General features: G+C 68.6%; 23 protein-coding genes and 1 tRNA gene. 12 read left to right on the top strand and 12 right to left on the bottom strand.

The annotated features are described in order from the left end of the window. Positions 1-2 precede the first annotated feature (2 nt). From tmk to HDC34_RS16900, 7 genes are all read right to left on the bottom strand, one after another. On the bottom strand, positions 3-641 hold the full coding sequence (tmk, locus tag HDC34_RS16930; protein WP_179557888.1) for a dTMP kinase: 639 nt from the start codon (positions 639-641) through the stop codon (positions 3-5). Continuing rightward, the gene (gene topA, locus HDC34_RS16925; RefSeq protein WP_104312864.1) at positions 638-3,535 is read right to left on the bottom strand and encodes a type I DNA topoisomerase; all 2,898 of its coding nucleotides are present in this window, start codon (positions 3,533-3,535) and stop codon (positions 638-640) included. The genes tmk and topA overlap by 4 nt, the downstream gene beginning before the upstream one ends. Positions 3,536-3,703: 168 nt before the next feature. Continuing rightward, positions 3,704-4,072 (bottom strand): Rv3654c family TadE-like protein, encoded by a 369-nt coding sequence (locus HDC34_RS16920; RefSeq protein WP_104312865.1) that lies wholly within the window; start codon positions 4,070-4,072, stop codon positions 3,704-3,706. Beyond that, positions 4,069-4,425, bottom strand: a complete 357-nt coding sequence (locus tag HDC34_RS16915; protein WP_307852788.1) for a TadE family type IV pilus minor pilin — start codon at positions 4,423-4,425, stop codon at positions 4,069-4,071. Before HDC34_RS16915 ends, HDC34_RS16920 begins: the two co-directional genes overlap by 4 nt. A gap of 8 nt (positions 4,426-4,433) precedes the next feature. Beyond that, on the bottom strand, positions 4,434-4,652 hold the full coding sequence (locus tag HDC34_RS16910; RefSeq protein WP_179557887.1) for a DUF4244 domain-containing protein: 219 nt from the start codon (positions 4,650-4,652) through the stop codon (positions 4,434-4,436). 60 nt (positions 4,653-4,712) lie between these two features. Further along, positions 4,713-5,753 (bottom strand): type II secretion system F family protein, encoded by a 1,041-nt coding sequence (locus HDC34_RS16905; RefSeq protein ID WP_257023369.1) that lies wholly within the window; start codon positions 5,751-5,753, stop codon positions 4,713-4,715. Then, positions 5,750-6,943 carry a TadA family conjugal transfer-associated ATPase gene (locus tag HDC34_RS16900; protein ID WP_179557886.1) on the bottom strand — a complete coding sequence of 398 codons (1,194 nt, stop codon included), beginning with the start codon at positions 6,941-6,943 and terminating at the stop codon, positions 5,750-5,752. The genes HDC34_RS16905 and HDC34_RS16900 overlap by 4 nt, the downstream gene beginning before the upstream one ends. Positions 6,944-7,514: 571 nt before the next feature. Between HDC34_RS16900 and acs the strand changes: the two genes are divergently transcribed. Then, positions 7,515-9,482 carry an acetate--CoA ligase gene (acs, locus tag HDC34_RS16895; RefSeq protein ID WP_179557885.1) on the top strand — a complete coding sequence of 656 codons (1,968 nt, stop codon included), beginning with the start codon at positions 7,515-7,517 and terminating at the stop codon, positions 9,480-9,482. A gap of 87 nt (positions 9,483-9,569) precedes the next feature. Here acs and HDC34_RS16890 read toward each other — a convergent pair whose 3' ends face one another. Continuing rightward, a complete protein-coding gene (locus HDC34_RS16890) occupies positions 9,570-10,031 on the bottom strand; it encodes a RidA family protein (RefSeq protein ID WP_104312868.1) in 462 nt (153 codons plus the stop codon). Next, entirely contained in the window at positions 10,028-10,192 is a 165-nt protein-coding gene (locus HDC34_RS16885) for a hypothetical protein (RefSeq protein ID WP_167516566.1), read from the bottom strand. The genes HDC34_RS16890 and HDC34_RS16885 overlap by 4 nt, the downstream gene beginning before the upstream one ends. A gap of 97 nt (positions 10,193-10,289) precedes the next feature. Between HDC34_RS16885 and HDC34_RS16880 the strand changes: the two genes are divergently transcribed. The 4 genes from HDC34_RS16880 to HDC34_RS16865 all read left to right on the top strand — a co-directional run bounded on the left by HDC34_RS16880 (position 10,290) and on the right by HDC34_RS16865 (position 16,521). Then, the gene (locus tag HDC34_RS16880) at positions 10,290-12,812 is read left to right on the top strand and encodes a transglycosylase domain-containing protein (RefSeq protein WP_104312869.1); all 2,523 of its coding nucleotides are present in this window, start codon (positions 10,290-10,292) and stop codon (positions 12,810-12,812) included. 33 nt (positions 12,813-12,845) lie between these two features. After that, positions 12,846-13,829: a metallophosphoesterase gene (locus HDC34_RS16875; RefSeq protein ID WP_146080837.1), complete on the top strand. Its 984-nt coding sequence runs from the start codon at positions 12,846-12,848 to the stop codon at positions 13,827-13,829. Positions 13,830-13,833: 4 nt separating this feature from the next. Next, positions 13,834-16,362 (top strand): transglycosylase domain-containing protein, encoded by a 2,529-nt coding sequence (locus HDC34_RS16870; protein WP_104312871.1) that lies wholly within the window; start codon positions 13,834-13,836, stop codon positions 16,360-16,362. Between the two features lie 85 nt (positions 16,363-16,447). Beyond that, a tRNA-Pro gene (locus tag HDC34_RS16865) sits at positions 16,448-16,521 on the top strand. A 103-nt stretch (positions 16,522-16,624) separates the two neighbouring features. Here HDC34_RS16865 and HDC34_RS16860 read toward each other — a convergent pair. Then, positions 16,625-17,176: a hypothetical protein gene (locus HDC34_RS16860; RefSeq protein WP_179557884.1), complete on the bottom strand. Its 552-nt coding sequence runs from the start codon at positions 17,174-17,176 to the stop codon at positions 16,625-16,627. 57 nt (positions 17,177-17,233) lie between these two features. On the opposite strand from HDC34_RS16860, the gene HDC34_RS16855 reads away from it, so the two are divergent. The 5 genes from HDC34_RS16855 to HDC34_RS16835 all read left to right on the top strand — a co-directional run bounded on the left by HDC34_RS16855 (position 17,234) and on the right by HDC34_RS16835 (position 22,451). Next, positions 17,234-17,890: a TetR/AcrR family transcriptional regulator gene (locus HDC34_RS16855; protein WP_179557883.1), complete on the top strand. Its 657-nt coding sequence runs from the start codon at positions 17,234-17,236 to the stop codon at positions 17,888-17,890. 85 nt (positions 17,891-17,975) lie between these two features. Beyond that, complete coding sequence (locus HDC34_RS16850; protein WP_179557882.1) at positions 17,976-18,872, top strand: aminoglycoside phosphotransferase family protein; 897 nt, start codon at positions 17,976-17,978, stop codon at positions 18,870-18,872. Positions 18,873-18,989: 117 nt separating this feature from the next. Continuing rightward, positions 18,990-20,111 carry an N-methyl-L-tryptophan oxidase gene (solA, locus tag HDC34_RS16845; RefSeq protein ID WP_179557881.1) on the top strand — a complete coding sequence of 374 codons (1,122 nt, stop codon included), beginning with the start codon at positions 18,990-18,992 and terminating at the stop codon, positions 20,109-20,111. Next, entirely contained in the window at positions 20,108-21,010 is a 903-nt protein-coding gene (locus HDC34_RS16840; RefSeq protein ID WP_104312874.1) for a LysR family transcriptional regulator, read from the top strand. Before solA ends, HDC34_RS16840 begins: the two co-directional genes overlap by 4 nt. 64 nt (positions 21,011-21,074) lie before the next feature. Continuing rightward, complete coding sequence (locus tag HDC34_RS16835; RefSeq protein ID WP_218855321.1) at positions 21,075-22,451, top strand: sodium/glutamate symporter; 1,377 nt, start codon at positions 21,075-21,077, stop codon at positions 22,449-22,451. Positions 22,452-22,547: 96 nt separating this feature from the next. On the opposite strand, the gene HDC34_RS16830 is transcribed toward HDC34_RS16835, so the two are convergent. Then, on the bottom strand, positions 22,548-23,060 hold the full coding sequence (locus HDC34_RS16830; RefSeq protein ID WP_179557880.1) for a DinB family protein: 513 nt from the start codon (positions 23,058-23,060) through the stop codon (positions 22,548-22,550). Continuing rightward, complete coding sequence (locus tag HDC34_RS16825; protein WP_179557879.1) at positions 23,057-24,160, bottom strand: glutathione S-transferase family protein; 1,104 nt, start codon at positions 24,158-24,160, stop codon at positions 23,057-23,059. Before HDC34_RS16825 ends, HDC34_RS16830 begins: the two co-directional genes overlap by 4 nt. Before the next feature lie 153 nt (positions 24,161-24,313). Between HDC34_RS16825 and HDC34_RS16820 the strand changes: the two genes are divergently transcribed. Further along, complete coding sequence (locus HDC34_RS16820; protein ID WP_179557878.1) at positions 24,314-25,096, top strand: glucose 1-dehydrogenase; 783 nt, start codon at positions 24,314-24,316, stop codon at positions 25,094-25,096. A gap of 68 nt (positions 25,097-25,164) precedes the next feature. After that, a complete protein-coding gene (locus HDC34_RS16815) occupies positions 25,165-25,557 on the top strand; it encodes a DUF1801 domain-containing protein (protein WP_179557877.1) in 393 nt (130 codons plus the stop codon). The last annotated feature ends 21 nt before the right edge of the window (positions 25,558-25,578 follow it).

Genomic DNA, 25,578 nt, shown 5'->3' with positions numbered 1-25,578 from the left:
GGCTACTCGCCGACCGGGCGCCGCTCGAGGAGCTCGGCGACGCGGGTGCGGATGCGCTCGGCCACGTGCTCTCGTGGCTGGGTCGCGTCGATCACGAGGAACCTGTCCGGGTCGGCGGCGGCAAGGCCGAGGAAGGCGGAGCGGACGGCGTCGTGGAAATGCTTCGATTCGGCTTCGAGCCGGTCGTACGTGCCGCGGGTCGCGCCGATACGTCGGCGCCCTTCGTCCGGATCGAGGTCGAAGAGCACGGTGAGGTCGGGGAGCAGGCCGCGCGCGGCCCACAGGGAGAGGTCCCTGACCTCGTCGGCGCCGAGCTCGCGCCCCGTGCCTTGGTAGGCGATCGAGGAGTCGAGGTAGCGGTCCTGCACGACGACGTCGCCGCGCTCGAGCGCGGGCCGGACGATGGTAGCGATGTGGTGTGCACGGTCGGCGGCGTACAGGAGCGCCTCGGCCCTGGCATCCATGTGACCCTTGCGGTGCAGCACGAGTTCCCGGATGTCGGCGCCGAGGTCGGTGCCGCCCGGTTCGCGCGTGCGCACGACCGTCTGCCCGAGGGCCGCCAGCCATTCCTCGAGCAGGGCCGAGTGCGTCGACTTGCCTGCGCCGTCGCCGCCCTCGAGCGTGATGAAGAGGCCCGTCATTCGCTGCTTGCTGCCCCGCTGGCCTTGGCCGCAGGCTTCTTGGCGGGCGCGCGCTTCGCGGCAGGCTTCTTCGCTGCGGTCGTCTTGGTCGCCGCCGCCTTGGAGGCGGCTGGCTTCTTGGCGGCGGGCTTCTTCGCTGCCGGCTTCTTCGCTGCCGTGGTCTTGCGCTTGACGGGACCCTTGGCACGCTTGTCGGCGAGCATCTGCACGGCTTCCTCGAACGTGACGTCCTCCGGGTTGGCGCCGCGCGACACGGTCACGTTGGTCTCGCCGTCGGTGACGTACGGACCGAAGCGACCGTCCTTGATCTTGATCGGCTTGCCGCTCACGGGGTCGGCCTCGAACTCCTTGATGGCCGCCTTCGTGGTGCGTGCCCCGTACTTGGGCTGCGCGAAGAGCTCGTGCGCGGCCTCGAGCGTGACGGTGAAGATCTCGTCCTCGCTCGTGAGCGACCGTGTGTCGGTGCCCTTCTTCAGGTACGGCCCGTACCGGCCGTTCTGGGCCGTGATCTCGGCACCCGTCTCGGCGTCGACGCCGACCACTCTGGGCAGCTCGAGCAGCCCGATCGCCTGCTCGTAGGTGACCTGCTCTGGGATCATCGACTTGAAGAGCGACGCCGTGCGTGGCTTCTCGGCAGCGGCGGCCTTCTTGGCGCGCGGCTTCTTGACTGGACGCCCCTCGGCAGCGGCGGCTTTCGCCTCGGCCTCTTCGGCGAGTGCCTTGGCCTTGGCCTCAGCCTCTGCGGCGGCCTCCTCGGCCTCCGACGGAGCCTCGGTCACGTACGGGCCGAAACGGCCGTCCTTCACGACGATGCGCTTGCCGGTTTCGGGGACGACGCCCAGGACGCGATCCGTCTGGATAGGCGCCTCGACGAGCTCGATCGCTTTCTCTGCGGTCAGCTCGTCGGGGGCCAGGTCTTCTGGGACGTTGACGCGCCTCGGGGTCTCGCCTTCCGTCTCCGGAGCGACCTCGAGGTAGGGGCCGTAGCGGCCGATGCGCAGGACGATGCCGTCGGCGAGCGGGGTCGAGTTGATCTCGCGGGCATCGATCTCGCCGAGGTTGTCGATGACGCCGCGGAGCCCCTTGTGGTCGTCGGTTCCGAAGTAGAACCCGCGCAGCCAGTCGTTGCGCTGCTCGGTGCCGGCGGCGATGCGGTCGAGGTCGCCTTCCATCTGCGCCGTGAAGTTGTACTCGACGAGGTCGTGGAAGTGCTCTTCGAGGAGACGCACGACGGAGAATGCCGTCCAGCTGGGGACGAGCGCGCTGCCGCGCGGCGCGACGTACCCGCGGTCGATGATGGTGGAGATGATGGATGCGTACGTCGACGGGCGGCCGATGCCGAGCTCGTCGAGCGTCTTGACGAGGCTCGCCTCCGTGTAGCGCGGGGGCGGGCTGGTCTCGTGGCTCTTGGCGTCTGCCGTCTCCGGATCGAGCTTCTGCCCCTTGGTGAGCGGCGGCAGCTTCGCTTCTGCGGTGGTCGAGTCGTCGCGCGCCTCGTCTTTCCCCTCCTCGTAGGCGGCGAGGAAGCCGCGGAAGGTGATGACGGTGCCGGACGCCTGGAACTCGGCGACGCGGCTCGTGACGGTGCCCTGCGCATCGGAGACGTCGATGGGCGAGGCGTCGATCGTGACGGTCGCCGTCTGCCCCTTGGCGTCGGCCATCTGCGAGGCGATGGTGCGCTTCCAGATGAGGTCGTACAGCTTGAAGTCGTTGGGGCTCAGCTTGGGCCGAAGCTCGCTTGGCAGCGCGAACGTGGAGCCGGCCGGCCTCACGGCCTCGTGCGCTTCCTGCGCGTTCTTCGACTTCGAGCCGTAGAGGCGGGGAGCCGATGGAACCGTCTCGGCCCCGTAGAGCTTGGCGGCCTGCGTGCGTGCAGCGTTGAGCGCCTGCGATGACAGTGACGAGGAGTCGGTACGCATGTACGTGATGTACCCGTTCTCGTACAGCGACTGCGCGACGCTCATCGTCTGGCGTGCGGTGAAGCGCAGCTTGCGGGCGGCCTCCTGCTGCAGGGTCGAGGTCGTGAACGGCGCGGCGGGGCGTCGAGTGTACGGCTTGGACTCGACGGAGGACACCGTGACGGGAACCGTGCCGGCCGTGAGCTGCACGGTCAACGTGGTCGCCTCGGCTTCACCGAGGATCACGGACGAGTTCTTGAGCACACCGTGGTCGTCGAAGTCGCGTCCGGTGGCGACGCGCTCGCCGTCGAGCTTCGTCAGACGGGCGACGAAGGCCGACCCTTCCTTCCCCTGCTCGGGCGCGAAGCGGGCTTCGACTCCCCAGTAGCTGGCCTTCACGAACGCGAGCCGCTCGCGCTCGCGGTCGACGATGAGGCGTGTCGCCGCTGACTGCACGCGGCCGGCGGAGAGTCCGGGGCCGACCTTGCGCCACAGCACGGGCGACACCTCGTAGCCGTAGAGGCGGTCGAGGATGCGCCTGGTCTCCTGCGCGTCGACGAGGTGCACGTCGATGTCGCGCGTGCGGTCCTTCGCGGCTTCGATCGCCTCGCGGGTGATCTCGTGGAACACCATGCGCTTGACGGGGACCTTCGGCTGGAGCACCTGCAGGAGGTGCCAGGCGATGGCCTCTCCTTCGCGGTCCTCATCAGTTGCGAGGATGAGCTCGTCGGCGTCCTTGAGCGCCCGCTTGAGCTCGGCGACGGTCTTCTTCTTCTGGTCGGAGACCACGTAGTACGGCTCGAACCCGTTGTCGACGTCGACGCTGAACTTCCCGAGGGAACCCTTCTTGAGCTCTGGCGGGAGGTTCTTGGGCTCGATGAGGTCGCGGATGTGTCCGACGCTGGCGAGCACGGTGTAGTCATCACCGAGATACTGCGAGATGCTCTTCACTTTGGTCGGCGACTCGACGATGACCAGTGTGTTGCTGCCTGACACAAGCGTTCCTTGGATGGGTCTGCGTGCTCTCGCACGACGATTCCGGCTGGCCGGAGTTATGTGGGGGCTGTTGCCACCCGTCGGCGCCCATTATATGGATGGGCTGGTACATGGACGGGGTGGCTGGGCGGAAGCCTCCGACTGCCGGCGGCTCCGCTTCACGGCTTCTCAGTGAGGTGGCGGTCCTGCCCTCGACGGTTCCGAAAAGACGAACGGGCCGGACTCTACACGAACTCGCACAACGGCCTCACGGCCGCTGACCGTGCAGGCTTCGAGCGAGGCACCGTTCGCGGCGACGATGCGGGTGGCTTCGGCGCACGGGTCCCCCGGCTTCAGCCCGGATGCGACGTCGGCCGCGGCCAGCGCGCCCGCGTCGGCTGCGGCGTGCGCGGCCTGTCTTGCTGGGAAGGCGGCGAGCACGCTGACGGCTCCGACGGTGAGTGCAAGAAGGAGGAGCGAGACCGCCAGCACGACAACCCCGCCAGCGCCCCGGTCTCCGCCCAGGCAGCGGAGAGGTGCCGACGCTTCGGCGCTCATCGTCCGCCGCCGAGAGCGCACGCGCGGGCGCCGACATCCACGGGGAGCACGCGCTCCCCGAGGATGAGTGGCGTGGACGCCCTCGCACAGACGAGGCCGTCCGCGCGACTGATCTCGAGGTGCGCGTCGGGTACGAGCGAATGCACGTGCTCGCGAGCGATGGCCTCGTCGTCCCCACGTGCGACGAGCCTGACGGCGTCGGCGACGGCGTCCTGCAATCGGACCTGCACGACGACGCCCTGCAGTCCCGTGAGACAGAAGGCGAGCAGGAGGACGACGGCGGGTGCCACGATGGCGAACTCCGCCGTCGCCGAGCCACGCTGGGAGCTCGCGGGCAGGAGCCATCGGGGCACCCGACGCATCATTCGTCCAGCGTGAGGGCGGTGCGGATTATGTTCTCGAGCAAGCCCCTGACCTCGTCGCTCTGCATGATGACGACGAGGAGCCCCGCGAACGCGACGGCTGCCATCGTCGCGATCGCGTACTCGGCCGTCGCGGCCCCCTCGTCATCGCGCATCCGCTGCCGGAGTCTGCTCAACAGGCCTCGGGATGCGTCGCCGAAGGTCGTGATCTGGAACATGGGTGTACCTCTCTTATTACGTATTGACGGTTGGAATGCGGCACGGGCGTATCGGGCGGCTCAGAGCCGCGAGATGGTCTGGGTCACGACGGCGAGGATGAGCGGAGCGACGCCGAGCAGGAGAAAGGCCGGGAGCACGCACAGGCCGAGCGGCAGCATGAGGCGCACGCCGAGTTCGGCCGCTTTCCTGCTCGACGCGGCGCGCGCGTCGCGTCGCTCGAGCGCGGCTTCGCTGCGCAAGAGGGATGCGGCGGGCACCCCAGCGTCGCGGGCGAGCTCCAGGACTCGGTCGACGCGCCCGCCGCCCAGGCCGGTTCGAGCCGCCGAACGCCCGTCGGTTCCGAGCGCCGCGTCGTCGAGCGCGCGTTGCACAAGCGGGCGGACCGCGGCGACGGATGTGCCTCCAAGCATCCCGAGCGCCGTCAGGTCCAGGGCGAGGCCTGGCAGCTGCTCTCGTCGGGAAGCCGCTGCGATGAGTGCCCTGTTCCAGAGGTGCGCGGAGACCATGAGGGCGACCCCTCCGCCGAGACAGGCGAGGCCGATCGGCGTGCCGAAGAGCATCCCGAGGCTGTCGAAGCCGAGTGCGAGCCCGAGGAGGACTCCGACGGCGGGCAACGCCATGACCAGCCGCGCGGCGCTGCTCGGGCCCGCGAGCGCGAGTTGCACCTCCCGCTCGAAGGCGCCGAAGTCGCGGAACGTCTGGGCCAGTTCGCCGAGGCCCCGGGCAAGCGGGGCCCCCGTGGTCTCGGCGAGGGACCAGGCGCAGCCGAGGGCTCGCCAGCTCGGCTCATCGTGCTCCCGGAGCATCGCACCGACTCGCTTGCCAGCGCGCACGCCTCTCGCGATGGTGAGCTCGACGGGATCGCTGGTGGCGGCGCGCCACCGCGCGGGGCGAGGAATCCTCAGGCGGAGCCTGCCCTCCACCCAGGATGCGAGCCGCCTCCAGGCGATTCGTCCGGACCTCGGTGATTCTTCGGAGGCGGCGAAGCTCGCCACGTGCTGCCACGCGGAATCCGCTGTGGTGCCGCCTGCGAGCAGGGCTGCGAGTCGCTCGACGACCGCCGCGGCGCGCTCGGCAGCGTGGACATCGTGCTGGGTCATCGCCGGCCGAGACCTCGGTGACCCGGATCGTGTCGGCGGTCATCTCCGCGACGGACATCAGCCTCACCGGCGGTGGCAGACGCGAGGGCCGTGACGTTCTCCGCCTGGCCAGATTCTCGACGCAGGACTGACGCGATGGCCAGGCGCCCGGCCTCATCGAGGCAGAACTCCCCGATGTCCGCGAGCCGCCGATGCCCGACGGACGTGCGCTCGACGTGCATGACGAGGTCGATGGCGCTCACGGTCTGCCTGGCGACCGCATCCTGCGTCATGCCGGCAAGCGCGCCGAGGGCCTCGAGGCGCGAGGGCACATCGGCGAGGGAGTTCGCGTGGAGCGTGCCCGCGCCGCCGTCGTGCCCCGTGTTGAGTGCGGCCAGGAGCTCCCGGAGTTCGGCCCCGCGACATTCGCCGAGCACGAGCCTGTCCGGGCGCATCCGCAGCGACTCGCGGACGAGACGCTCGAGCGGCACGCTCCCGGCCCCCTCGATGTTCGCCTGTCTCGCCTCGAGCGAGACGCTGTGGGGATGTGCGATGCGCAGCTCGGCGACGTCCTCGATCACGACGATGCGGTCGCGGGGGTCTGACTCCGAGAGGAGCGCGGACAGGAACGTCGTCTTCCCGCTTCCGCCGGCACCCGTGATGAGCACATTGGCACGAGCTCGCACCGCTTCCCGGACGAGCTCCTCCGCGCCAGGAGAGAAGAAAGCCTGCCGGTCGAGCTGCTCGATGGTGAGCTGGCGGACCCGCGGTGCCCGAATGGACAGGAGCGTGCCGGAGATCGACACCGGAGGCAGCACAGCGTGCACGCGGATGCCGTCAGCGATGCGCACGTCGACGCACGGCGCGGATTCGTCGAGGTGCCTGCCGCCGGCAGCGACGATACGGACGGCCAGTTCGCGCAGCGCCCGCTCGCTCGGCGCCACCCAGGAGTCTTCCCGCTCCGCGCCGCCGCCTCGATCGACGAAGAGGCCGTCGGTGCCGTTGACGAAGAGGTCCGTGACCTCGCCATCGGCGACGTACATCGCCAGGGGACCGAACGCGTCCGCCTGACCTCGAGTCAATGTCCGAACGGATCGCGGCGTGCTCTCCGCGGTGCGCGGCGGCAACGGCAGCGAGGCCGCACGCTGCGAGGCCGGACGAGCGACGAAGCGCTGGCCTGATGTCGATTCGAGAGCTGAGCCGTGTGCCATGCACGAAGCGTACGAACGCCGGAGGCCCACGAGTCCGATGGCCGTCGCGCCTGTGCATGGGCCACTGTGCACAGGGCACACGACGACGGAGTCGCGCCGGACCGAACCGGGGCCGCGGGAGAATTGGAGAGGCGCCCGGACAGGGGGATATCCGAGCGCCTCAGCTCATGCAGCGTTCAGGGGGGGTTGATTGCTGCAGAGCGACGATAGTTGCGACAGAGAGCGAAACCATCGAGGTCCATGGTAGTGCATATTTCGTCCGGAAAACTAGCCGGTCGGCTGTCTATCGAAAAATGTTCGGCTACAGCCCGCACTTCCGCGCGAGATCACGGTTTACGCCACATTTTTCACCCCCGACACGCCGCGCGCTCACGTCTGCGCGTGGCATGGACTGCGCCACGGCTGGCACACGTTCGGACTCACGTGCTCCCCGAAGCGAGGTGGCCCCGGGAAGCCCGCGGACATTCCCCCCGAAAGGCGGGAGTCGCGGCACATGCTGGCTCCGTAGACTTCTGGCACGCTGCGCCGCATTGAGGCGGTGCCGGATCGCAATGACGCGAAAGGACCTGTGGTGGCTGACAAGATCGAACACCTCCTGGAAGACCTCGAGACCTTCCCGCCAAGCGACGAGTTCACGGCCTCCTCCCCTGTGCCAGCGGACCTCGCGGCGCGGGCCGAGGAGGACAGGCTCGACTTCTGGGCCGACCAGGCCAGGGAGCTGCACTGGTCGACCCCCTTCACGGAAGTCCTCGACTGGAGCGACGCCCCGTTCGCGAAGTGGTTCGGCGACGGCACGCTCAACGCCAGCTTCAACTGCGTCGACCGCCACGTGCTCGCCGGCAACGGCGACCGGGTCGCGATCTATTGGGAGGGTGAGCCCGGCGACAAGCGCACCATCACGTACTCGGACCTCCTCGGCGAGGTCAAGCGCGCCGCGAACCTCCTGGAGAGCCTCGGTGTCACGGCGGGGGACGTCGTCGCGATCTACATGCCGATGATCCCCGAGACCGTCGTCGCGATGCTCGCCTGCGCGCGCATCGGCGCCGTGCACTCGGTCATCTTCGGCGGGTTCAGCGCCGACTCCATCCGCAGCCGCGTCGAGGACGCGAACGCCAAGCTCGTCATCACGAGCGACGGCAGCATCCGCAAGGGCCGCATCTTCCCGCTCAAGGAGACCGTGGATGCGGCGCTCGAGGCTGAGGGACACACCGTCGAGCACGTGCTCGTCGTGCGTCGTGCCGACAACGAGGTCTCACTCACGCCGGGCCGGGACCTGTGGTGGGACGAGGAGATCGCGCAGGTCGGCGACGAGCACGTGGCGAAGCCGTTCCCCGCCGAGCATCCGCTGTTCATCCTCTACACCTCGGGCACCACGGGGAAGCCGAAGGGCCTCCTGCACACGACGGGCGGCTACCTCACGCAGACCTCGTTCACGCACCGCACGATCTTCGACCTCAAGCCGGAGCAGGACGTGTACTGGTGCTCGGCCGACGTCGGCTGGGTGACGGGGCACAGCTACTTCGTCTACGGGCCCCTGGCCAACGGCGCGACGCAGGTCATGTACGAGGGCACGCACGACACCCCCGACCTCGGCCGCTGGTTCGACATCATCCAGCGCTACGGCGTCACGATCTTCTACACGGCGCCGACGGCGATCCGCGGCTACATGAAGTCGGGCAGGCAGATCCCCGCCAAGTACGACCTCTCGTCGATCCGCCTGCTCGGCTCGGTGGGCGAGCCGATCAACCCTGAGGCGTGGGCCTGGTACCGGGAGGTCATCGGCGGCAACCGGGTGCCGGTCGTCGACACGTGGTGGCAGACGGAGACGGGGGCCATCATGATCTCCGCGATCCCCAGCCAGGTGGCGCTCAAGCCCGGTGCCGCCCAGGTGCCGGTGCCCGGTGTTGTCGTCGAGGTCGTCGACGATCAGGGCGAGCGGGTCAACCCGGGCGAGATGGGGCTGCTCACGATCACCGAGCCGTGGCCTTCAATGGCGCGCGGCATCTACGGCGACCGCGAGCGGTTCATCGAGACGTACTGGTCGCAGTTCCCCGGGCGCTACTTCGCGGGCGATGGCGCGGGCGTCGACAAGGACGGCCACCTGTGGCTGCTCGGTCGCGTCGACGACGTCATGAATGTCTCCGGGCACCGACTTTCGACCACGGAGATCGAGTCGGCGCTCGTCGACCACCCGTTCGTCGCCGAGTCGGCGGTCGTCGGAGCGAGCGACGAGACGACAGGCCAGGCGGTCGTCGCGTTCGTCGTGCTCAAGGAGAGCAAGAAGGCCGAGATCGAGGCGTCGGACGCACCCCAGGTGCTGCGCTCGCACGTCTCGACGAAGATCGGCGCGATCGCCAGGCCGCGCCAGGTGTATGTGGTCGCCGAGCTGCCGAAGACGCGTTCCGGCAAGATCATGCGCCGCCTGCTTCGAGACGTGGCGGATGGCAAGGCCGTGGGCGACACGACGACCCTCACGGATGCGTCCGTGATGTCCGCGATCTCCGCGGGTGTCGCATCCGGGACCGCCGACGACGACTGATCCGCACGGCGAGACGAGCGAAGCCCTGCACCTCTCGGGAGAGGGATGCAGGGCTTCGTGGTGTGCGGATGCTCGCGAACGAGCTCGCTACTCGTAGGCGACGATGAGGTCGACCTCCACGGGCGAGTCGAGCGGCAGCACCGCGACGCCGACCGCGGCGCGGACATGCTTGCCGGCGTCGCCGAACGCGAGGCCGAGCATCTCGGAGACGCCGTTGGCGACCAGGGGCTGCTCGGTGAAGTCCGGAGCGGAGGCGACGTAGACCGTCACCTTCACGACGCGCGTGACGCGGTCGAGGTCGCCGATGACGGACTTGATGGCGGCGAGCGCGTTGAGGCCGGCGAAGGCGGCGAACTCGATCGCATCGTCGCGCGGGACCTCGGCGCCGACCTTGCCCTTCTCGGGGATCGCGCCCTCGATGAACGGCAGCTGGCCGGACGTGTAGACGAGACCGCCGTGCTCGACGGCCGGGACGTAGTCGGCGACGGGAGCTGCGACGGGCGGCACCGCCATCCCCATCGCGCCGAGACGCTCTTCGACCTGGCTCATGACTGCTCCCCCGCGATCGGACGCTTCATGTAGGCGACGGAGCCGCCCTCAGCATTGGTGGAAACCTGGACCAGTTCCCAGCCCTGAGCACCCCAGTTGTTGAGGATGACAGTGGGGGTGTGCAACGGGAGCGGGGTGATGAAATATTCCCACTTCTGCATGGACGTCCTCCTGTGCGTGAGCGCTCAGGCGCTTCATGGGGTTCTCATTGAACACTCCTGAAGACGCCGAGAGCGGGTGTGACTTACCCTTGATCCTATGTCTGTCACGAATCCAGGGGCGCCCAAACGCAACATTCTGGGCGGCCTCCTAGGGCTGCTCGGTATGAGCGGAGTCGCGGGCGTGCTCGTCACGGCCATGATCACGCCGCTCATCGCCGTCACCGGTGTGGCCGCGAACAGCACCATCTCGCTGTTCGAGAACCTCCCGACGTACCTCGAGATCGGCTCGCTGCAGCAGAAGACCGAGCTGTATGCCTCCAACGGACAGAAGTTCGCCGAGTTCTACAACCAGAACCGCGAGGAGGTCTCGCTCGACCAGATCTCCCCGTACGTCGCAGCAGCGGCCATCTCGGTGGAAGACCCGCGCTTCCGTGAGCACGGCGGCGTCGACGTCATCTCCGCGGCACGAGCTCTCGCGCAGTCCGTCATCGGCGACGGCGCGGCGGGTGCATCCACGATCACCATGCAGTACGTGCGCAACGTGCGCGTGCAGACGGCCGAGGCGATCCCCAACCAGGAGGAGCGCGACAAGGCCTACCTCGAGGCGACCGAGACCACCACGGGCCGCAAGCTCCAGGAGATGCGCCTCGCGATCGGCGTCGAGAAGCAGTTCTCGAAGGACGAGATCCTGCAGGGCTACCTCAACATCGCCCTCTTCGGCGGAACGACGTACGGCATCGAGTCGGCGGCGCAGCGCTACTTCGGCAAGTCGGCGCTCGACCTGAACCTGCAGGAGTCGGCGAGCCTCATCGCCATCGTGCAGGAGCCCAACGCCTACCGGCTCGACGTGCCAGAGAACATCGAGGCGAACAAGATCCGCCGCGACTACATCCTCATGCGCATGATGGAGGAAGGCGCGATCGACCAGGCGACCTACGAGGCGACCATCGCGACGCCCGTCGAGCCCCGCCCGACCGAGCCGAGGCACGGCTGCGGCGCGGCCGAGGGCAACGCGCAGTACTTCTGCGACTACGTCCGGCTCATCATGGTGCAGGACCCGGCCTTCGGCGAGACCTACGAAGAGCGGCAGTTCAACTTCCAGACCAAGGGCTACCAGATCAAGACGACCCTCGACCTCGACATGCAGGCGCAGGGCCAGGCCTCGATGGCCTCCGCGGTTCCCGCGTACGTCGAGGGCATGGACATGGGATCAGCTGCCTCGATGGTCGAGGAGGGCACGGGCCGCGTGCTCATGATGGTGCAGAACACCGCCTTCGGCGACACCGAGGAGCTTGCTGCCCAACCCGGCTACACCTCGGTCAACTACAACACCGACTACGAGTACGGCGGCTCCACCGGCTTCCAGGTCGGGTCGACGTACAAGATGTTCACGCTCGCCGAATGGCTCGCATCGGGCAAGTCGCTCAACTCGTCGGTCAACGGCAAGGACCGCGCTTTCAACCTCATCAACTTCCAGAACTCGTGCCTCGGCGCCGACGGCGGCTCCTGGTCGCCGACGAACGACGGTGGCGCGAAGGTCGGCAACGTCTCCGTCCGCCAGGCCACCTCGCAGTCCATCAACACGGCCTACGTGGCGATGGCTGAGCAGCTCGACCAGTGCCGCATCCGCGACACGGCCATGGCCATGGGCGCGCACCGTGCCGACGGCGCGGTCAACGAGTCGAACCCGGCAGCCGTGCTCGGCACGAACACCATCGCGCCGCTCTCCATGGCGACCGCGGTAGCCGGTTTCGCGAACGGCGGCGTCACCTGCTCGCCCATCGCCATCGACAGCATCACGCTGCGTGACGGCTCCGCCCTCGAGGCACCGAAGTCGACATGCAACCAGGCGGTCACCCCCGAGGTCGCCGCGGGAGTCACCTCGGCGCTCCAGGGCGTTGCAAACGGCGGTACCGGCAGCGCGTCCAACCCCGGCATCGCACCGCTGATGGGCAAGACCGGCACGACGGACAGCGGCCTGCAGACGTGGATGGTCGGCGCGACCTCGAAGGTCGGCCTCGCCGTCTGGGTCGGCAACGCGAGCGGCCAGGTGCCCATGTACGGCGTTGACCTGCCCCGCGCCGTCGGCAGCCAGACCCGTCACGTCATCTTCAACGACGTCATCGCGCAGGCGATGCGCGTCTACGGGGGCGACTCGTTCCCCGAGCCCACCGGCAGCGCCGTCCAGAACGAGCAGGTGACGGTCCCAGACCTCGCCGGCAAGTCGACGGCAGAGGCGAAGACGTCACTCGAGGGGCTCGGCTTCAGCGTCTCGGTCGGCAACCCCGTCGAGTCCGAGCAGCCCGAGGGGACTGTCGCGAGCACGCTGCCGAGCGCCAACACGCGCGTCACGCAGGGCACGACGATCACGATCAACCCGTCGCGCGGACCGGACACCGCGCCGACGTCGGACGCCCTCGCCGCCCCCGACCTCGCGGGCCAGACCCAGGAACAGGCGCAGTCGACCCTCTCCCAACTGGGGTTCAACGGCACGATGGCGATCCTGACCGAGAAGAGCGCGACCGTTCCGAGCGGGCAGGTCATCCGCACCGACCCGGCCCCCGGCGCGGAGCTCGAGCGCACCGGGTCCATCCAGGTCTACGTCTCTTCCGGCCCCTAACGGGTCATCGCACTGACTGAAACGAGTTCCACCATGGCGAATCCTGTCGCCACCTCGAGCTCCGGGAGACCTTCCCGACTCGGACCAGGCTCTTCATCTCTCGGAGCCGCAAGCGCCGTCGCCCTCACCCTTCTCGGGGTGGGGGCGGCGACCGCCGTCTACGGCACGATGATCGAGCGCCGGGCCTTCCGCCTGCGCCGCGTCGAGTCGCGCATCCTGCCGCCAGGCTCGGCCCCCTTGCGTGTACTGCACCTCAGCGACTTCCATGTCGCGCCGTGGCAACGCAAGAAGCAGGACTTCGTGCGAGGCCTCGCCGCGCTGAAGCCCGACCTCGTCGTCGGCACCGGCGACAACCTGGGTCACGTCGACGCCATCCCCACGGTCGCGCACATGCTGGAGCCGTTCGAGGGCATCCCCTCGGTGCATGTCTACGGCTCGAACGACTACCTGGGCCCCGTGCTCAAGAACCCGTTCACCTATTTCGGTCGCTCCGCGCACGTCGCGAAGAAGGCCCCGCACCTCGACACGAAGACCCTCACGGGGCACTTCAACCGCCTCGGCTGGACGCCGCTCAACAACATGGCGGCCGTGCTCGAGGTCGCCGGCAGGCGCATCCGCTTCTTCGGCGTCAACGACCCGCATATCGAGGCCGACGACTTCGCGGCGGCGGGCAAAGCACTGCGGGAAGCGTCGGAGGGCCAGGACTGGGACCTCACCATCGGGCTCGCGCACGCCCCGTACCAGCGGGTGCTCAGCGGCCTCGTCGACCTCGGCGCGGATGCGATCTTCGCCGGTCACACCCACGGCGGCCAGGTCTGCGTGCCCGGCTACGGCGCACTCGTCACCAACTGCGACATCCCACGCGAGCAGGTCAAGGGCCTGAGCGCCTGGACCTCGCGCGGCCGCACGGCCGCACTCCACGTCTCCGCCGGCCTCGGCACGTCGATCTACGCTCCCGTGCGTTTCGCGTGCCCGCCGGAAGCGACCCTCCTGACCTTCCTACCCCGGGTATCGTGACGCCATGGCAACAAAGAAACGTGGAAGCTGGAAGCGCGGTCCGTTGACGCGCGTCCTCGGCCTGGTCGGGGTGAGCGGCCTCGCCGCCGTCCTGATCACCGCGCTCGTGACTCCGCTCGTCTCCGTCGCCAACATCGCGGAGAACAGCTCGATCAACCTCTTCGAGAGCCTCCCCGACTACCTGGAGATCAACGAGCTCCAGCAGGTCACCGAGCTCTACGCGAAGCAGGGCGGGCAGGACGTGAAGTTCGCCCAGTTCTACAACCAGAACCGCGTCGAGGTGCCGCTCGACAAGATCTCGCCATGGGTTCCGCTCGCGGCGATCTCGGTGGAGGACCCGCGCTTCCGTGAACACGACGGCGTCGACGTCATCTCCGCGGCCCGCGCGCTCGTCACGTCCGTCATCGGCGACGCCTCCGCAGGCGCCTCCACCATCACCATGCAGTGGGTCCGCAACGTGCGCGTGCAGGAGGCCGAGGCCATCCTCGACCCCGCCGAGAGCGAGAAAGCCTACATCGAGGCGACCGACCCGAACACGGGGCGAAAGCTGCAGGAGATGCGCCTCGCCATCGGTGTCGAGCAGCAGTACTCGAAGGACGAGATCCTCCAGGGCTACCTCAACATCGCCCTCTTCGGCGGCACCACGTACGGCATCGAGTCGGCCGCCCAGCGCTACTTCGGGAAGCCGGCGATCGACCTGAACCTGCAGGAGGCCGCAAGCCTGATCGCCATCGTGCAGGAGCCGAACGCCTACCGCCTCGACCGCGAAGAGAACATCGAGGGCAACAAGGAGCGCCGCGACTACATCCTCATGCGCATGATGGAGGAAGGCGCCATCGATCAGGCGACCTACGAAGCCACCATCGCGCTGCCCGTCGAGCCGAACGTCAAGGACCCGAACCACGGCTGCGAGTTCGCGGAGGGCAACGCCAAGTACTTCTGCAAGTTCGTGCAGCTGTCCGTGCTCCAAGACGAGGCGTTCGGCGCCACCGAAGCTGAGCGCAACTTCAACCTCGCAGGCAAGGGCTACAAGATCTACACGTCCCTCGACCTCGACATGCAGAGCGTGGCCACGCAGTCCATGCAGAACGCCGTGCCGTCGACCTACCCGGGAACCGATCTCGGCGCTGCCGCCTCCATGGTCGAGAACGGTACGGGACGCATCCTCGCGATGGTGCAGAACACCCAGTTCAGCGAGGTCGCAGAGAACCAGGAGCAGCCCGGCGTGACCTCCGTGAACTACAACGCGGACTACGAGTACGGCGGCTCGACCGGCTTCCAGACCGGATCGACGTACAAGATCTTCACGCTCGCCGAGTGGATCGCGTCGGGCAAGTCGCTCTACTCCTCGGTGCCCGGCCAGAACCGCACCTTCTACCTGGAGAACTTCTCCAACACCTGCGAGGCCGAATCCGACGGCCCGTGGGCACCGACCAACGACAGCGGCCAGCGCGTCGGCACCGTCTCCGTGAAGTCGGCGACGGCGTCGTCGATCAACACCGCCTACGTGACGATGGCCGAGCGGCTCGACCAGTGCCGCATCCGCGACACCGCGATGGCACTCGGCGGCCACCGCGCTGACGGGGCCATCAACCAGTCCGTTCCCGCCGCCATCCTGGGCGCCGCCAACGAGATGGCGCCGCTGTCCATGGCGACCGTCATGTCCGGCCTCGCGAACAATGGCGTCTCCTGCTCCCCCACGGGCATCGACCGCGTGACGCTGCCCGACGGCACCGAGGTCACCGGGCCCAAGTCACGCTGCATCCAGGCCGTCTCCCCGCAGGTCGCGGCCGGCGTCGACGAAGCCCTTGCTGGCGTCGTCAACGGGGGCACCGGCTCCCGGTCGAACCCGGGTATCGTGCCGCTCATCGGCAAGACGGGCACCACCGACAACGGCCTGCAGACGTGGATGGTCGGGGCGACGACGAAGGTCGGCCTCGCTGTCTGGGTCGGCAACGCCAACGGCCTCCTGCCGATGTACGACGTCGACCTGCCGCTCGCGGCGGGAAGCCAGACACGTCACGTGCTCTTCAACGACATCATCGGGCACGCGATGAGCACCTACGGGGGTGGAGACTTCCCCGAGTACGTCGAGGATGAGGACGCCCTGGTTCTCGCCACGATCCCAGACCTGACGGGACGCTCCACGGAAGAGGCGCGCCAGGTGCTCGAGAGCCTCGGCTTCGGCGTCTCGATCGGCCCTTCGGTCGACTCGGACCAGTCGCCTGGAAGCGTCGCGAACACCCTGCCGACCGCGAACACGCGTGTCGACAAGGGGACGACCGTCACCATCCACCCCTCCGCGCTCCCCGATGATTCGACGACCGGCCTGCTGGCTCCGGACGTGACCGGGAAGACGCAGGACGAGGCGACCTCGCTTCTGGCCGGTGCAGGGTTCACCGGAACAGTGACCGTCATCTCCGAGGCGAGCGCCACCGTTCCGAGCGGCCAGGTGATTCGCACGGATCCTGCAACGGGTACGCCGATCGAGCCGACCGGGCAGCTTCGCCTGTTCGTCTCGTCTGGCCCCTAGAAGTTTCCGTGGCTCGCGCCCTCGGTTGGCGGCGCGAGCCAGCTTCGGGTACTCTTGGGGAGTTCGCCGCTCGGCGGTGAGCGATCGGGGTGTGGCGCAGTTTGGTAGCGCGCTTCGTTCGGGACGAAGAGGTCGTGGGTTCAAATCCCGCTACCCCGACAGATTGGTCCGAGTTCGCAGTGCGAACTCGGACCTTTTTTGTGCGCGCGTCAGCGTATGCCTTGGCGGTCCGCGTCCTGGCAGTTCGCCAGCGCGAATCAGGTCACCTCCGGCGGAGCGTCCGGTTCCGTTCGACACGATCGGATCCGGCGGCGAGCTGGCGTTGCAGCATCCAGACGAAGGCGGCGGCGACGCCGATCCCAGGCACGTCGCGGAGGACGCTCACGCGAGACAGTCGGTCCAAGAGCTCCGCGATCTCGTCTGGGCTGTGGCCGGGTGCGTCCAGCTGCGCCTGGAGCGGGAGTGCCATGGCCGCGGTGACTCCGCAGATCGCGAGCTGGGCCGCGAAGGTGGCGACCACCAGACCGCGCGGGACACGGGTCGGGCACCAGCGGATGAGGAGGCCGTTGAGCGCGGTAGCGGCCAGCAACGGCACGGGCAGCCATGGGATCAGCCGCTTGCCGAAGTCTGCGTGGTACGCCGCGAAGTCGTCGATGGCGATCAGGTTGTACCAGGAGGGGTAGGTGACATGACCCTCGAAGAGGCCGATGCCGGTCACAGCGAAGGTGAGCGTGGCCGTTGCGGTCAGGAGTCCGTCGGCGAGTCGGGTGCGCTGGATGGACGCAGCGGGCAGGATGGGGGTCGTCTTTGACATGACTTGAGTGTACTCAATTGAATTGAGACACCTCAGGCGAATACGCGAGAGGATGCTGTGAGTCCACGTCGATACGACAGCCAGGTGCGCGATGCGGCAGCCAGGGAGACGCGTCACCGAGTGCTCGAGGCAGCACGGGCCTCGTTCCTCGCCGAGGGGTACTCGCGGACCACGGTCAAGGCGATCGCCGCCGCAGCCGGGGTGTCAGAGCAGACCGTCTACTCACGGATCGGCGGCAAGGCGGCCATCCTGAAAGCGGTCTACGACACCGCTCTTGCTGGCGACGACGCCCCCATCCCCCAAGCCGAGCGGCCAGCGACCACACGACTGCAGCACGCGGGCGACGCTCGCACCCTGCTGGCTGAGTACGCCGAGCTCGCAACCGACATCAACGCCAGACTGCGCCCGCTCCTGGAGCTCGTCCACGGAGCCCGCGCGGTCGAACCGGACCTGGACGAGCTAGCCAGGACGGGCGCCAGGGAGCGGCGCTTCGGGACGACGATGATGGCCAAGCACTTCGTCGGAGCGGGGTTCGCTCGCCCCGGCCTGGACGAGCAGAGCGTGCTCGATCTGGTCTGGGTGCTCAACTCGCCCGAGGTCTACCTCCTCCAGGTCCGCGAGAACGGACTCACGGACGAGCAGTACCGCAACTGGCTGACCCAGACGCTGTTGGACAGCCTGACCGACCGACGCGGGACCGGTTCGGCAGGATGACCCTCGCCTGACCCGCGATGGCCTCCGGATGCGCTCGCCAGAGCCCCTCGGCGGCCATGGTGTAGCTTCGGCGCATGTCGAACGCGTGGGCGAAGTGCTGATCCCGGACGACCTCGTGCGGCGCCTCTCGGGGCGGCCCGCGGACATCGGCGATGACGGCGACGCCTGGCTGCGCCGACTGCCCTCGCTCATCGACGAGCGGCTCGACGCCTGGGATCTCTTGGTGGCTGGTGATGCCCGCCATGGGCACAACGCGATCGTCATCCCGGTCACCCGGCGCGGTGAGCCGCAGATGCTGAAGCTCAGCTGGCCGCACCGGGAGGCGGCGTCCGAGCACCTCGGCCTGCGGCATTGGAACGGTGGAGGCATCGTGCGGCTGGCGGCCGCCCACCCCGCGGACTTCGCGCTGCTTCTCGAGCCCCTCGACTCCGGTCGAGACCTGCACGCGATCGAGACCGATGACGCGTGCCTCGTGATCGGCGGCCTGCTGCGTCGGCTGAACGTCGCTCCCCCGCGCTCGGTTCCCGACTTCCGCGCGGAGGCGCGCGGGTGGATCGAGCCGCTGCGTGCGCATCCGCCGTCGGTGCCCCGCCGCTGGGTGGACCGGGCGCTCGACACGTTCGACGCCAGACCCTACGAGCCGAGGCTGCTGCATCTGGATCTGCACTTCGGCAACGTGCTCGCGGCGGGTCGGGAGCCGTGGCTGGCGATCGACCCGAAGCCCGTGGCGGGTCCGGCCGGCTTCGAGGTGTACCCAGCGCTGCGCACCCGCGTGGAGGACTACCGCGGCGGGTCGCTCATGCACGCCGAGGTGCGAAGCCGAGTCGAGCTCATCTGCGGCGAGGCCGGCATCGACCTCGACGACGCAAGAGAGTGGTGCATCGCGCACGCCGTGCTGAACGCCCACCAGGTCGCCGAGGAGGGATGGCCGACGCTCGTGACCATGCACCTGGCCATCGCGAAGGCGCTGTCGGACCTCTGAGTGCGCGCACGGGGCCGGATACCCGAGAGGCGGTCAGCTGTTTCTCGTTTGTAAACTCTCGACTCGCATCTGGTTTACGTCTTGTGTCGCGGGCGAGATCGTCGCAGGATCGTCAGCATGGATGCAGACGTCATTGTCATCGGCCTCGGGGCCGCCGGTTCGTACGCGTCCTGGAACCTCGCCTGCAACGGCGCGAGCGTGCTCGGCCTCGAGGCGCAGTCGCTCATCCACGACGACGGGGCCTACGCGGGCGAGAGCCGTCTGTTCCGCGCGGCGTACCACGAGGGCGCCCACTACGTGCCGCTGCTCCTCGCGTCCCGTCGAGCATGGCTGGAACTCGCCGACGAGAGCCTCGCTCCGATCTTCCACCCGACCGGGGTGCTCTCGATCGGGTCACCGGCAGACCCCCGCATGGAGCAGGTCCGTCGTTCGCTCGCCGCGGCCGACATCCCGCACACCACGTTCACGACCGCAGAACTCGCGGCACGCTACCCGCAGCACCAGGAGCTGAGCGACGAGATCGCTGTGCTCGACGAGCTGGGCGGCGCGCTTCGACCGGAATCGGCGGTCACCGAGATCCAACGGCGCGCGACCGCGGCCGGCGCCGAGCTCCGCGGCAACTCGCCGGTGCTCTCGATCGAGGAGACCGGTGACGCTGTCCGCGTCGTGACCCCCGAGGGCACGCTCACGGCCAAGCAGGTCATCGTCTCGGCTGGCATCTGGACCCCGAAGCTCCTGCCGACCCTCGACCGACACCTCACGATCAAGCCCATTGCCCTCACCTGGTTCGCCCCGCAGAACCCCAGCGACTTCGCCCCCTCCGTCTTCCCCGCATTCATCCGCGACCACGGCGCGGTGCACATCTTCGGCGTCCCGACGCTCGACGGCTCGCTCGTGAAAGCCGGCTACGACGCGAAGTGGGGAGACATCGATGCCCCTGACCACCTCGAACGCCGGTTGAGCGCCGCGGAACGCGCGAAGATCTCGCGAGACATCCACACCCTCCTCCCCGGACTTCCGGACGGGATCGCGAAGCACTCCGTGCATGCCGACATCTTCACCGCCGACAAGACCCCAGTCATCGGGAGGATCAGCGACCGGGTCACGGTCGGCACTGGATACTCGGGGCACGGGTTCAAGTTCACCCCCGCCTTCGGCGACCTCCTCGCGGACATCGCGCTCGGCCGCACGCCCGAGTTCGACATCTCCCGCCTGTCCCCGCACCGGTTCGCCGCATGAGCGAGATCAGCCTCAAGCAGCTGCGCTGCTTCGTCGCCGTCTACACGGAGCGCAGCTTCACACGCGCAGCCAAACGACTCGGCCTGGCCCAATCGCCCGTGAGCCAGGCCGTGGCCGCACTCGAGAGCCAGCTCGGCGTGACGCTCTTCGAACGTGGCGGCCGCGATGTCACGCCGACGCCAGCCGCCGAGGCCCTGTACCCGGAGGCCGTCGAGATCCGCCGCCGCGCCGAGGGTCTCCAGCGCCTCGCGTCGGCAGCCAGCGAGCAGCCCGCGACACGGGTGCTGCGTATCGGCTCGGTCAGCTCGCTGTTCGCCAGCGCGCTGCCCGCGCTCATCCGCTCGGAAGCGCTTGCACCCTTCGCCGTCGACGTGTCAGACGGGAGCAACGCGGACCTGACGGCGTCTGTCGACGACGGCGACCTCGATGTCGCCCTGCTCCGGGACCTGTCCCCCGACAGCGACCGGCACGTGGTCGCCTTCCGCGAGCGCCTCTGCGTCGCGGTCGCCGAGGGACACGAGCTCGCAGGCCGGGAGGCGATCTCCACCGACGAGCTGCGCGACCATCCCCTGGTGCTCTTCGACCGGGGCCGCGCTCCGCTCGCGTTCGATCTGACGGTGGGTGCCTTCCTCCGGTCGGGCAACCCGTTGCGCATCGCCTCCCGGGTGACCAGCGAGCAGGCGATGCTCGGACTCGTGAGCTGTGGGCTCGGGGTCGCTCTCGTCCCGCAGTCCCTCGCGGTGCATCCGTGGCCCGGGGTGGCGTTCCGCGAGCTGCAGGATGCGGAGCACAGCTACCCCCTGGCCGTTCGGGTCACCGCCGGCGACCCGCTTGGCCTCCTCGAACCGCTGGCCACGTCCCTCCGTTCCTGGGCGTCCGCGCACGCCCTCATCCGCTGACCACACCACCCCAGCCGGTCACCGTCGACCGGGCCGAAGATCCCCACCACAGAAAAGAGTCCCCGTGGAGTACACGCCTCAAGCTCTCCTCGTCGACGCAGGCCTCATCGGCATGCTGCTCATCATCGGTACGCTCGCGAGAGCCACGATCAAGCCCCTGCAGACCATGATGATCCCGGCTTCCGTCATCGCGGGTGCGCTCGGCCTGCTCCTCGGCCCGAACGGGTTCGGGCTGCTGCCCTTCTCCGACCAGCTCGGCACGTACGGCTCTCTGCTCATCGTCATCGTGTTCGCGTGCCTCGCGCTCACCGATGACTTCAACATCTTCAAGATCGGCCGCAACGTGGCCGGCTTCGCCGCCTACGGAGTGCTCATGTACTCGCTGCAGGTGGTCATCGGCCTCGTGCTCGTGCTGCTCCTGCTCGGCCCGCTGCTCGGGGCGCCAGACAGCATCGGCCTGATGCTCTTCGCCGGCTGGGCTGGCGGCTTCGGCTCTGCGGCTGCGATCGGGGCGGTGTTCGCGGATGCAGGGCAGCCGGAGGTGCAGTCGATCGCGTTCACGGCGGCGACCGTCGGCATGCTCGTCGGCGTGGTCGGCGGCATCATCCAGGCGAAGATCGGCGCGATGCGCGGCCACGCGAAGGAGTTCGCGGGCATGAAGGGCATGCCGGATGATCTGCGCACGGGCGTGCTCGACCAGGTCAAGGCGCGCCCCGTGATCGGCACGCACACCTTCTCAGGCGGCACGATCGAGTCGCTCGCATTCCAGGCGGCGATCGTCGCGGCCGTCGCCGCGGGCGCCTATGGCATCAACCTGGTGCTCGGCGAGCTCATCCCTGCGGTCGCGTTCCCGCTCTTCTCCATCGCGTTCATCGTCGGCCTCGTGCTCCGGGGCCTCATGGCGGTCACCAAGACCCGCAAGTACATCGACCCCGACTCGCTCCGTTCGGTCTCGGGCGCGGCGACCGACGTCCTCGTCGTGTGCGGCATGGTGTCGATCGTGCCGAGCATCGTCGCCGACAACTGGCTGGCGCTGCTCATCCTGTTCCTCGTCGGGCTCGCCTTCTGCCTGTTCCTGGGGTTCTTCGCGGCGCCGCGACTCATGCAGGACGGCTGGTTCGAGCGTCAGCTCTTCACGTGGGGCTGGGCGACCGGCGCCGTCGCGACGGGCATCGCGCTGCTGCGCATCGTCGACCCCCGCATGAAGTCGCGCACACTCGAGGACTTCTCGATCGCCTACCTGCCTGTGGTCCCCGTCGAGGTTGCCGCCATCACGTTCGTCCCACTGCTCGTCATCGGCGGCGCCGCGTGGGTCGCGGTCGGCATCTGGGGTGCGATCGCGCTGGTCGCGGCCATCGGAGGCGCGATCGTGATCTTCACGGGCCGCAAGGGGAGCGGCAGAGCTGGGTCTGATGCGAACGAGGTGGTGACCACGTTCTGAGGGCACGCCGCCCGCAGATGGGTTGTTCTCGCCCCGTTTCGGGCGTCGAGACGGGGTGAGAACGACCCATCCGGAGAGGATGCGCCGAGCGAATCCTCAGCCGCGCAGGATCCCTGCCGCGTAGGCGGCCTGACCGATGTGCTGGGCCGCGTCGTCGATGATGCTGACGAGGCGGGCGGCTCGCGTGACGGGCGGGTCCCAGTCCTCGTCGATGACCTCGCCGAGGGCGTCTGCGCTGAGCGAGCGGATGTGCGCGCGCAGCGCATCCGTCGCGGCACGCAGGTAGTCGAGCAGCAGCGCCGCGTCGTCGACGACCACGGCCCGCGCCTCGGCGGGCGTGTGCCCGTATCCGACTGAATCGCCCAGCTCGTCGAGCCCGAAGCGGGTGTCGAATCCTTGCGAGGACCAGACTTCCTCACCCTCGGTGAGCCCGGCGACCTGCGCGTCGATCTCGCGTCCCGTGTGCCAGAGCAGCCAGGCGATCGAGTTGTCGTGCCCGCCTGGGTGCGCGTTGAGCGCGTCGGGGCTCAGCTCGGTGGCGAGGCGCTCGGCGGCTTCGAGGGGGCGCCCGGCGAAGTCGTCGAGCACGTCGACCGCGGACGCGCTCATGCGCGGGACCGCCCGAGGTTCACGAGGTCGTGGCCCGCTTCGATGGGCTCGAGGTTGGGTCCCGGAGGGGTGCCGTCGCCGAACGGGGAGCCGCCGAGCTGCTCGCGGAAGTGCGGCAGGTTCCAGTTGTGCAGCTCTGGGCCCGCTGGCACGATGCCGCTCGGATTGATGTCGCGGTGCACCTCGTAGTAGTGGCGCTTGATGTCGACGAAGTCGGTGGTGTCGCCGAAGCCGGGGGTCTGGAAGAGGTCCCGCGCGTAGGCCCACAGCACCGGCATCTCGCTGAGCTTCTGCCGGTTGCACTTGAAGTGGCCGTGGTAGACGGCGTCGAAGCGGGCGAGCGTCGTGAAGAGTCGCACGTCGGCTTCGGTGATGGTGTCGCCCATGAGGTAGCGGCGGGTCTCGAGCCGTTCGGAGACGATGTCGAGCGCAGAGAAGAGCCGGTCGTAGGCCTCGTCATAGGCCTCCTGCGAGCCCGCGAAGCCGCACCGGTAGACGCCGTTGTTGATCTCCGTGTAGATGTGCTTCATGACGGCGTCCATCTCGTCGCGCAGCGGCTCAGGGTAGAGGTCGGGCGCCCCGTCGCGGTGGAACTCGGTCCACTCGGTCGAGAAGTCGAGCGTGATCCACGGGTAGTCGTTGGTGACGACTCCGCCGCTCGGCACATCCACGATCGCGGGCACCGTGATGCCGCGCGGGTAGTCGGGGAAGCGAGTGAGGTAGGCGTCCTGGATGCGCGGGATGCGGAGCACGGGGTCGAGACCGTCCGGGTCCTTGTCGAACGTCCAGGAGCGCTTGTCGTGCACGGGTCCGCAGACGCCCATCGAGATCGCGTCCTCGAGACCGAGGAGACGGCGGACGATGATGGCGCGGTTCGCCCAGGGGCAGGCGCGGGCCACGACGAGTCGGTAGCGGCCGGCTTCGACGGGCCAGGTCTGGATGCCGTCGCCCACCGGGCGGGCATCCTTCGTGATGCGGTCGCCGATGTAGTTCGTGTCGCGGTCGAAGGGCTGACCCGCTTTCGAGTACACGCCCTGCTCATCCGCTTCGTCGCGGGCTTCTTCGCCGTCTGGCCGTGCATCCTGCGTCGCCTGAGTCATGTCGCAATCCTAGGAAGCGGATGTGGATGCTCCCTGGGGGCGGAGGTGCGGGGTGGGAGGGCGTCAGGCTGCGGGAATAATTTCACTGGCCCAAGACATAACTAAAGTGTCGTCCTGCGACTGCCGGGCGATGCGATTCAACGAAGGAGCAGCATGTCCCGGTTCACCAACAAGGTCGTTCTGATCACTGGCGGAGGGTCCGGCCTCGGCCGCGCGACCGCCGTCCGCGTCGCGAGCGAAGGTGGGAAGCTCGCGCTCGTCGACATCTCCGAGCAGGGTCTCGAGGCGAGCAAGGCCGCCATCCTCGAAGCTGCGCCGGACGCCGAGGTCTTCACGACGACCGCGGACGTCTCGAGCGAAGCCGAGACCGAGGCGTACGTCGCGGCCACCGTGGAGCGCTTCGGCCGTATCGACGGCTTCTTCAACAACGCCGGCATCGAGGGCCGCCAGAACCTCACCGAGGACTTCGGCGCCGAGGAGTTCGAGCGGGTCGTCTCCATCAACCTCCGCGGCGTCTTCCTCGGTCTCGAGAAGGTGCTCAAGGTCATGCGCGAGCAGGGCTCCGGCTACGTCGTGAACACGGCTTCCGTCGGCGGCATCCGCGGCGTCGGCAACCAGTCCGGCTACGCCGCCGCGAAGCACGGAGTCGTCGGCCTGACCCGCAACTCGGCCGTCGAGTACGGCCAGTTCGGCGTGCGCATCAACGCCATCGCGCCCGGCGCGATCTGGACCCCGATGGTCGAGAACTCCATGCGTCAGCTCGACGCCGAGAACCCCAAGAAGGCGGCAGAGCAGTTCATCCAGATCAACCCGACGAAGCGGTACGGACAGCCGGAGGAGATCGCGGCCGTCGTCGCGTTCCTCCTCTCGGACGACGCGAGCTACATCAACGCGGCAGTTGTGCCGATCGACGGCGGGCAGTCCGCGAAGTACTAGCCGGGCGCCGATCTCGGAACGGGGCGGCGGGCCCGACCGTCAGCAGGCCACTGGTCTACGCTGACGGCATGACCGCCGCCCCGTCCCCAGATGTCGACGCCTACTTCGCCGAGCTCGAGCATCCGCTGAAGGACGTCGCGGTTGGCCTGCGCGAGTTGCTTCTCGACGCGCACCCCGCCGTCGTCGAGAGCATCAAGTGGAAGGCACCGAACTACGAGGTCGCCGACGACTTCGCCACCCTCAACCTGCGGCGACCGACAGCCGTGCAGCTCGTGCTCCACACAGGCGCGAAGGTGAAGCCCGAGCATCCGGAGATCGTGGTCTCCGCTCCCCCGAAGCTGCTCACGTGGCCCGGCCGGAACCGGGCCATCGCGTCGTTCTCGAGCCTCGCCGAGTTCGAGGACGCCCGCGAGGCGCTGGCCGGCATCGTGCGGTCCTGGGCCGACCAGGTCGAGGCCTGACCGACCGCGGACCCTGCAACG

The sequence above is a fragment of the Pseudoclavibacter sp. JAI123 genome, from assembly GCF_013409665.1.
Classification (GTDB): domain Bacteria; phylum Actinomycetota; class Actinomycetes; order Actinomycetales; family Microbacteriaceae; genus Pseudoclavibacter.
Note: the sequence above shows the minus strand (reverse complement) of the source record. Positions and strands in the feature narration are given on the sequence as shown.

Bases quoted from the DNA above. Each gene is read 5' to 3' on its own strand.
- tmk (WP_179557888.1), bottom strand. From the start codon at position 641: ATGACGGGCCTCTTCATCACGCTCGAGGGCGGCGACGGCGCAGGCAAG.
- HDC34_RS16920 (WP_104312865.1), bottom strand. From the start codon at position 4,072: ATGAGCGCCGAAGCGTCGGCACCTCTCCGCTGCCTGGGCGGAGACCGG.
- HDC34_RS16910 (WP_179557887.1), bottom strand. From the start codon at position 4,652: ATGTTCCAGATCACGACCTTCGGCGACGCATCCCGAGGCCTGTTGAGC.
- HDC34_RS16905 (WP_257023369.1), bottom strand. From the start codon at position 5,753: ATGACCCAGCACGATGTCCACGCTGCCGAGCGCGCCGCGGCGGTCGTC.
- HDC34_RS16900 (WP_179557886.1), bottom strand. From the start codon at position 6,943: ATGGCACACGGCTCAGCTCTCGAATCGACATCAGGCCAGCGCTTCGTC.
- HDC34_RS16890 (WP_104312868.1), bottom strand. From the start codon at position 10,031: ATGAGCCAGGTCGAAGAGCGTCTCGGCGCGATGGGGATGGCGGTGCCG.
- HDC34_RS16885 (WP_167516566.1), bottom strand. From the start codon at position 10,192: ATGCAGAAGTGGGAATATTTCATCACCCCGCTCCCGTTGCACACCCCC.
- HDC34_RS16880 (WP_104312869.1), top strand. From the start codon at position 10,290: ATGTCTGTCACGAATCCAGGGGCGCCCAAACGCAACATTCTGGGCGGC.
- HDC34_RS16875 (WP_146080837.1), top strand. From the start codon at position 12,846: ATGGCGAATCCTGTCGCCACCTCGAGCTCCGGGAGACCTTCCCGACTC.
- HDC34_RS16870 (WP_104312871.1), top strand. From the start codon at position 13,834: ATGGCAACAAAGAAACGTGGAAGCTGGAAGCGCGGTCCGTTGACGCGC.
- HDC34_RS16860 (WP_179557884.1), bottom strand. From the start codon at position 17,176: ATGTCAAAGACGACCCCCATCCTGCCCGCTGCGTCCATCCAGCGCACC.
- solA (WP_179557881.1), top strand. From the start codon at position 18,990: ATGGATGCAGACGTCATTGTCATCGGCCTCGGGGCCGCCGGTTCGTAC.
- HDC34_RS16840 (WP_104312874.1), top strand. From the start codon at position 20,108: ATGAGCGAGATCAGCCTCAAGCAGCTGCGCTGCTTCGTCGCCGTCTAC.
- HDC34_RS16830 (WP_179557880.1), bottom strand. From the start codon at position 23,060: ATGAGCGCGTCCGCGGTCGACGTGCTCGACGACTTCGCCGGGCGCCCC.
- HDC34_RS16825 (WP_179557879.1), bottom strand. From the start codon at position 24,160: ATGACTCAGGCGACGCAGGATGCACGGCCAGACGGCGAAGAAGCCCGC.
- HDC34_RS16820 (WP_179557878.1), top strand. From the start codon at position 24,314: ATGTCCCGGTTCACCAACAAGGTCGTTCTGATCACTGGCGGAGGGTCC.
- HDC34_RS16815 (WP_179557877.1), top strand. From the start codon at position 25,165: ATGACCGCCGCCCCGTCCCCAGATGTCGACGCCTACTTCGCCGAGCTC.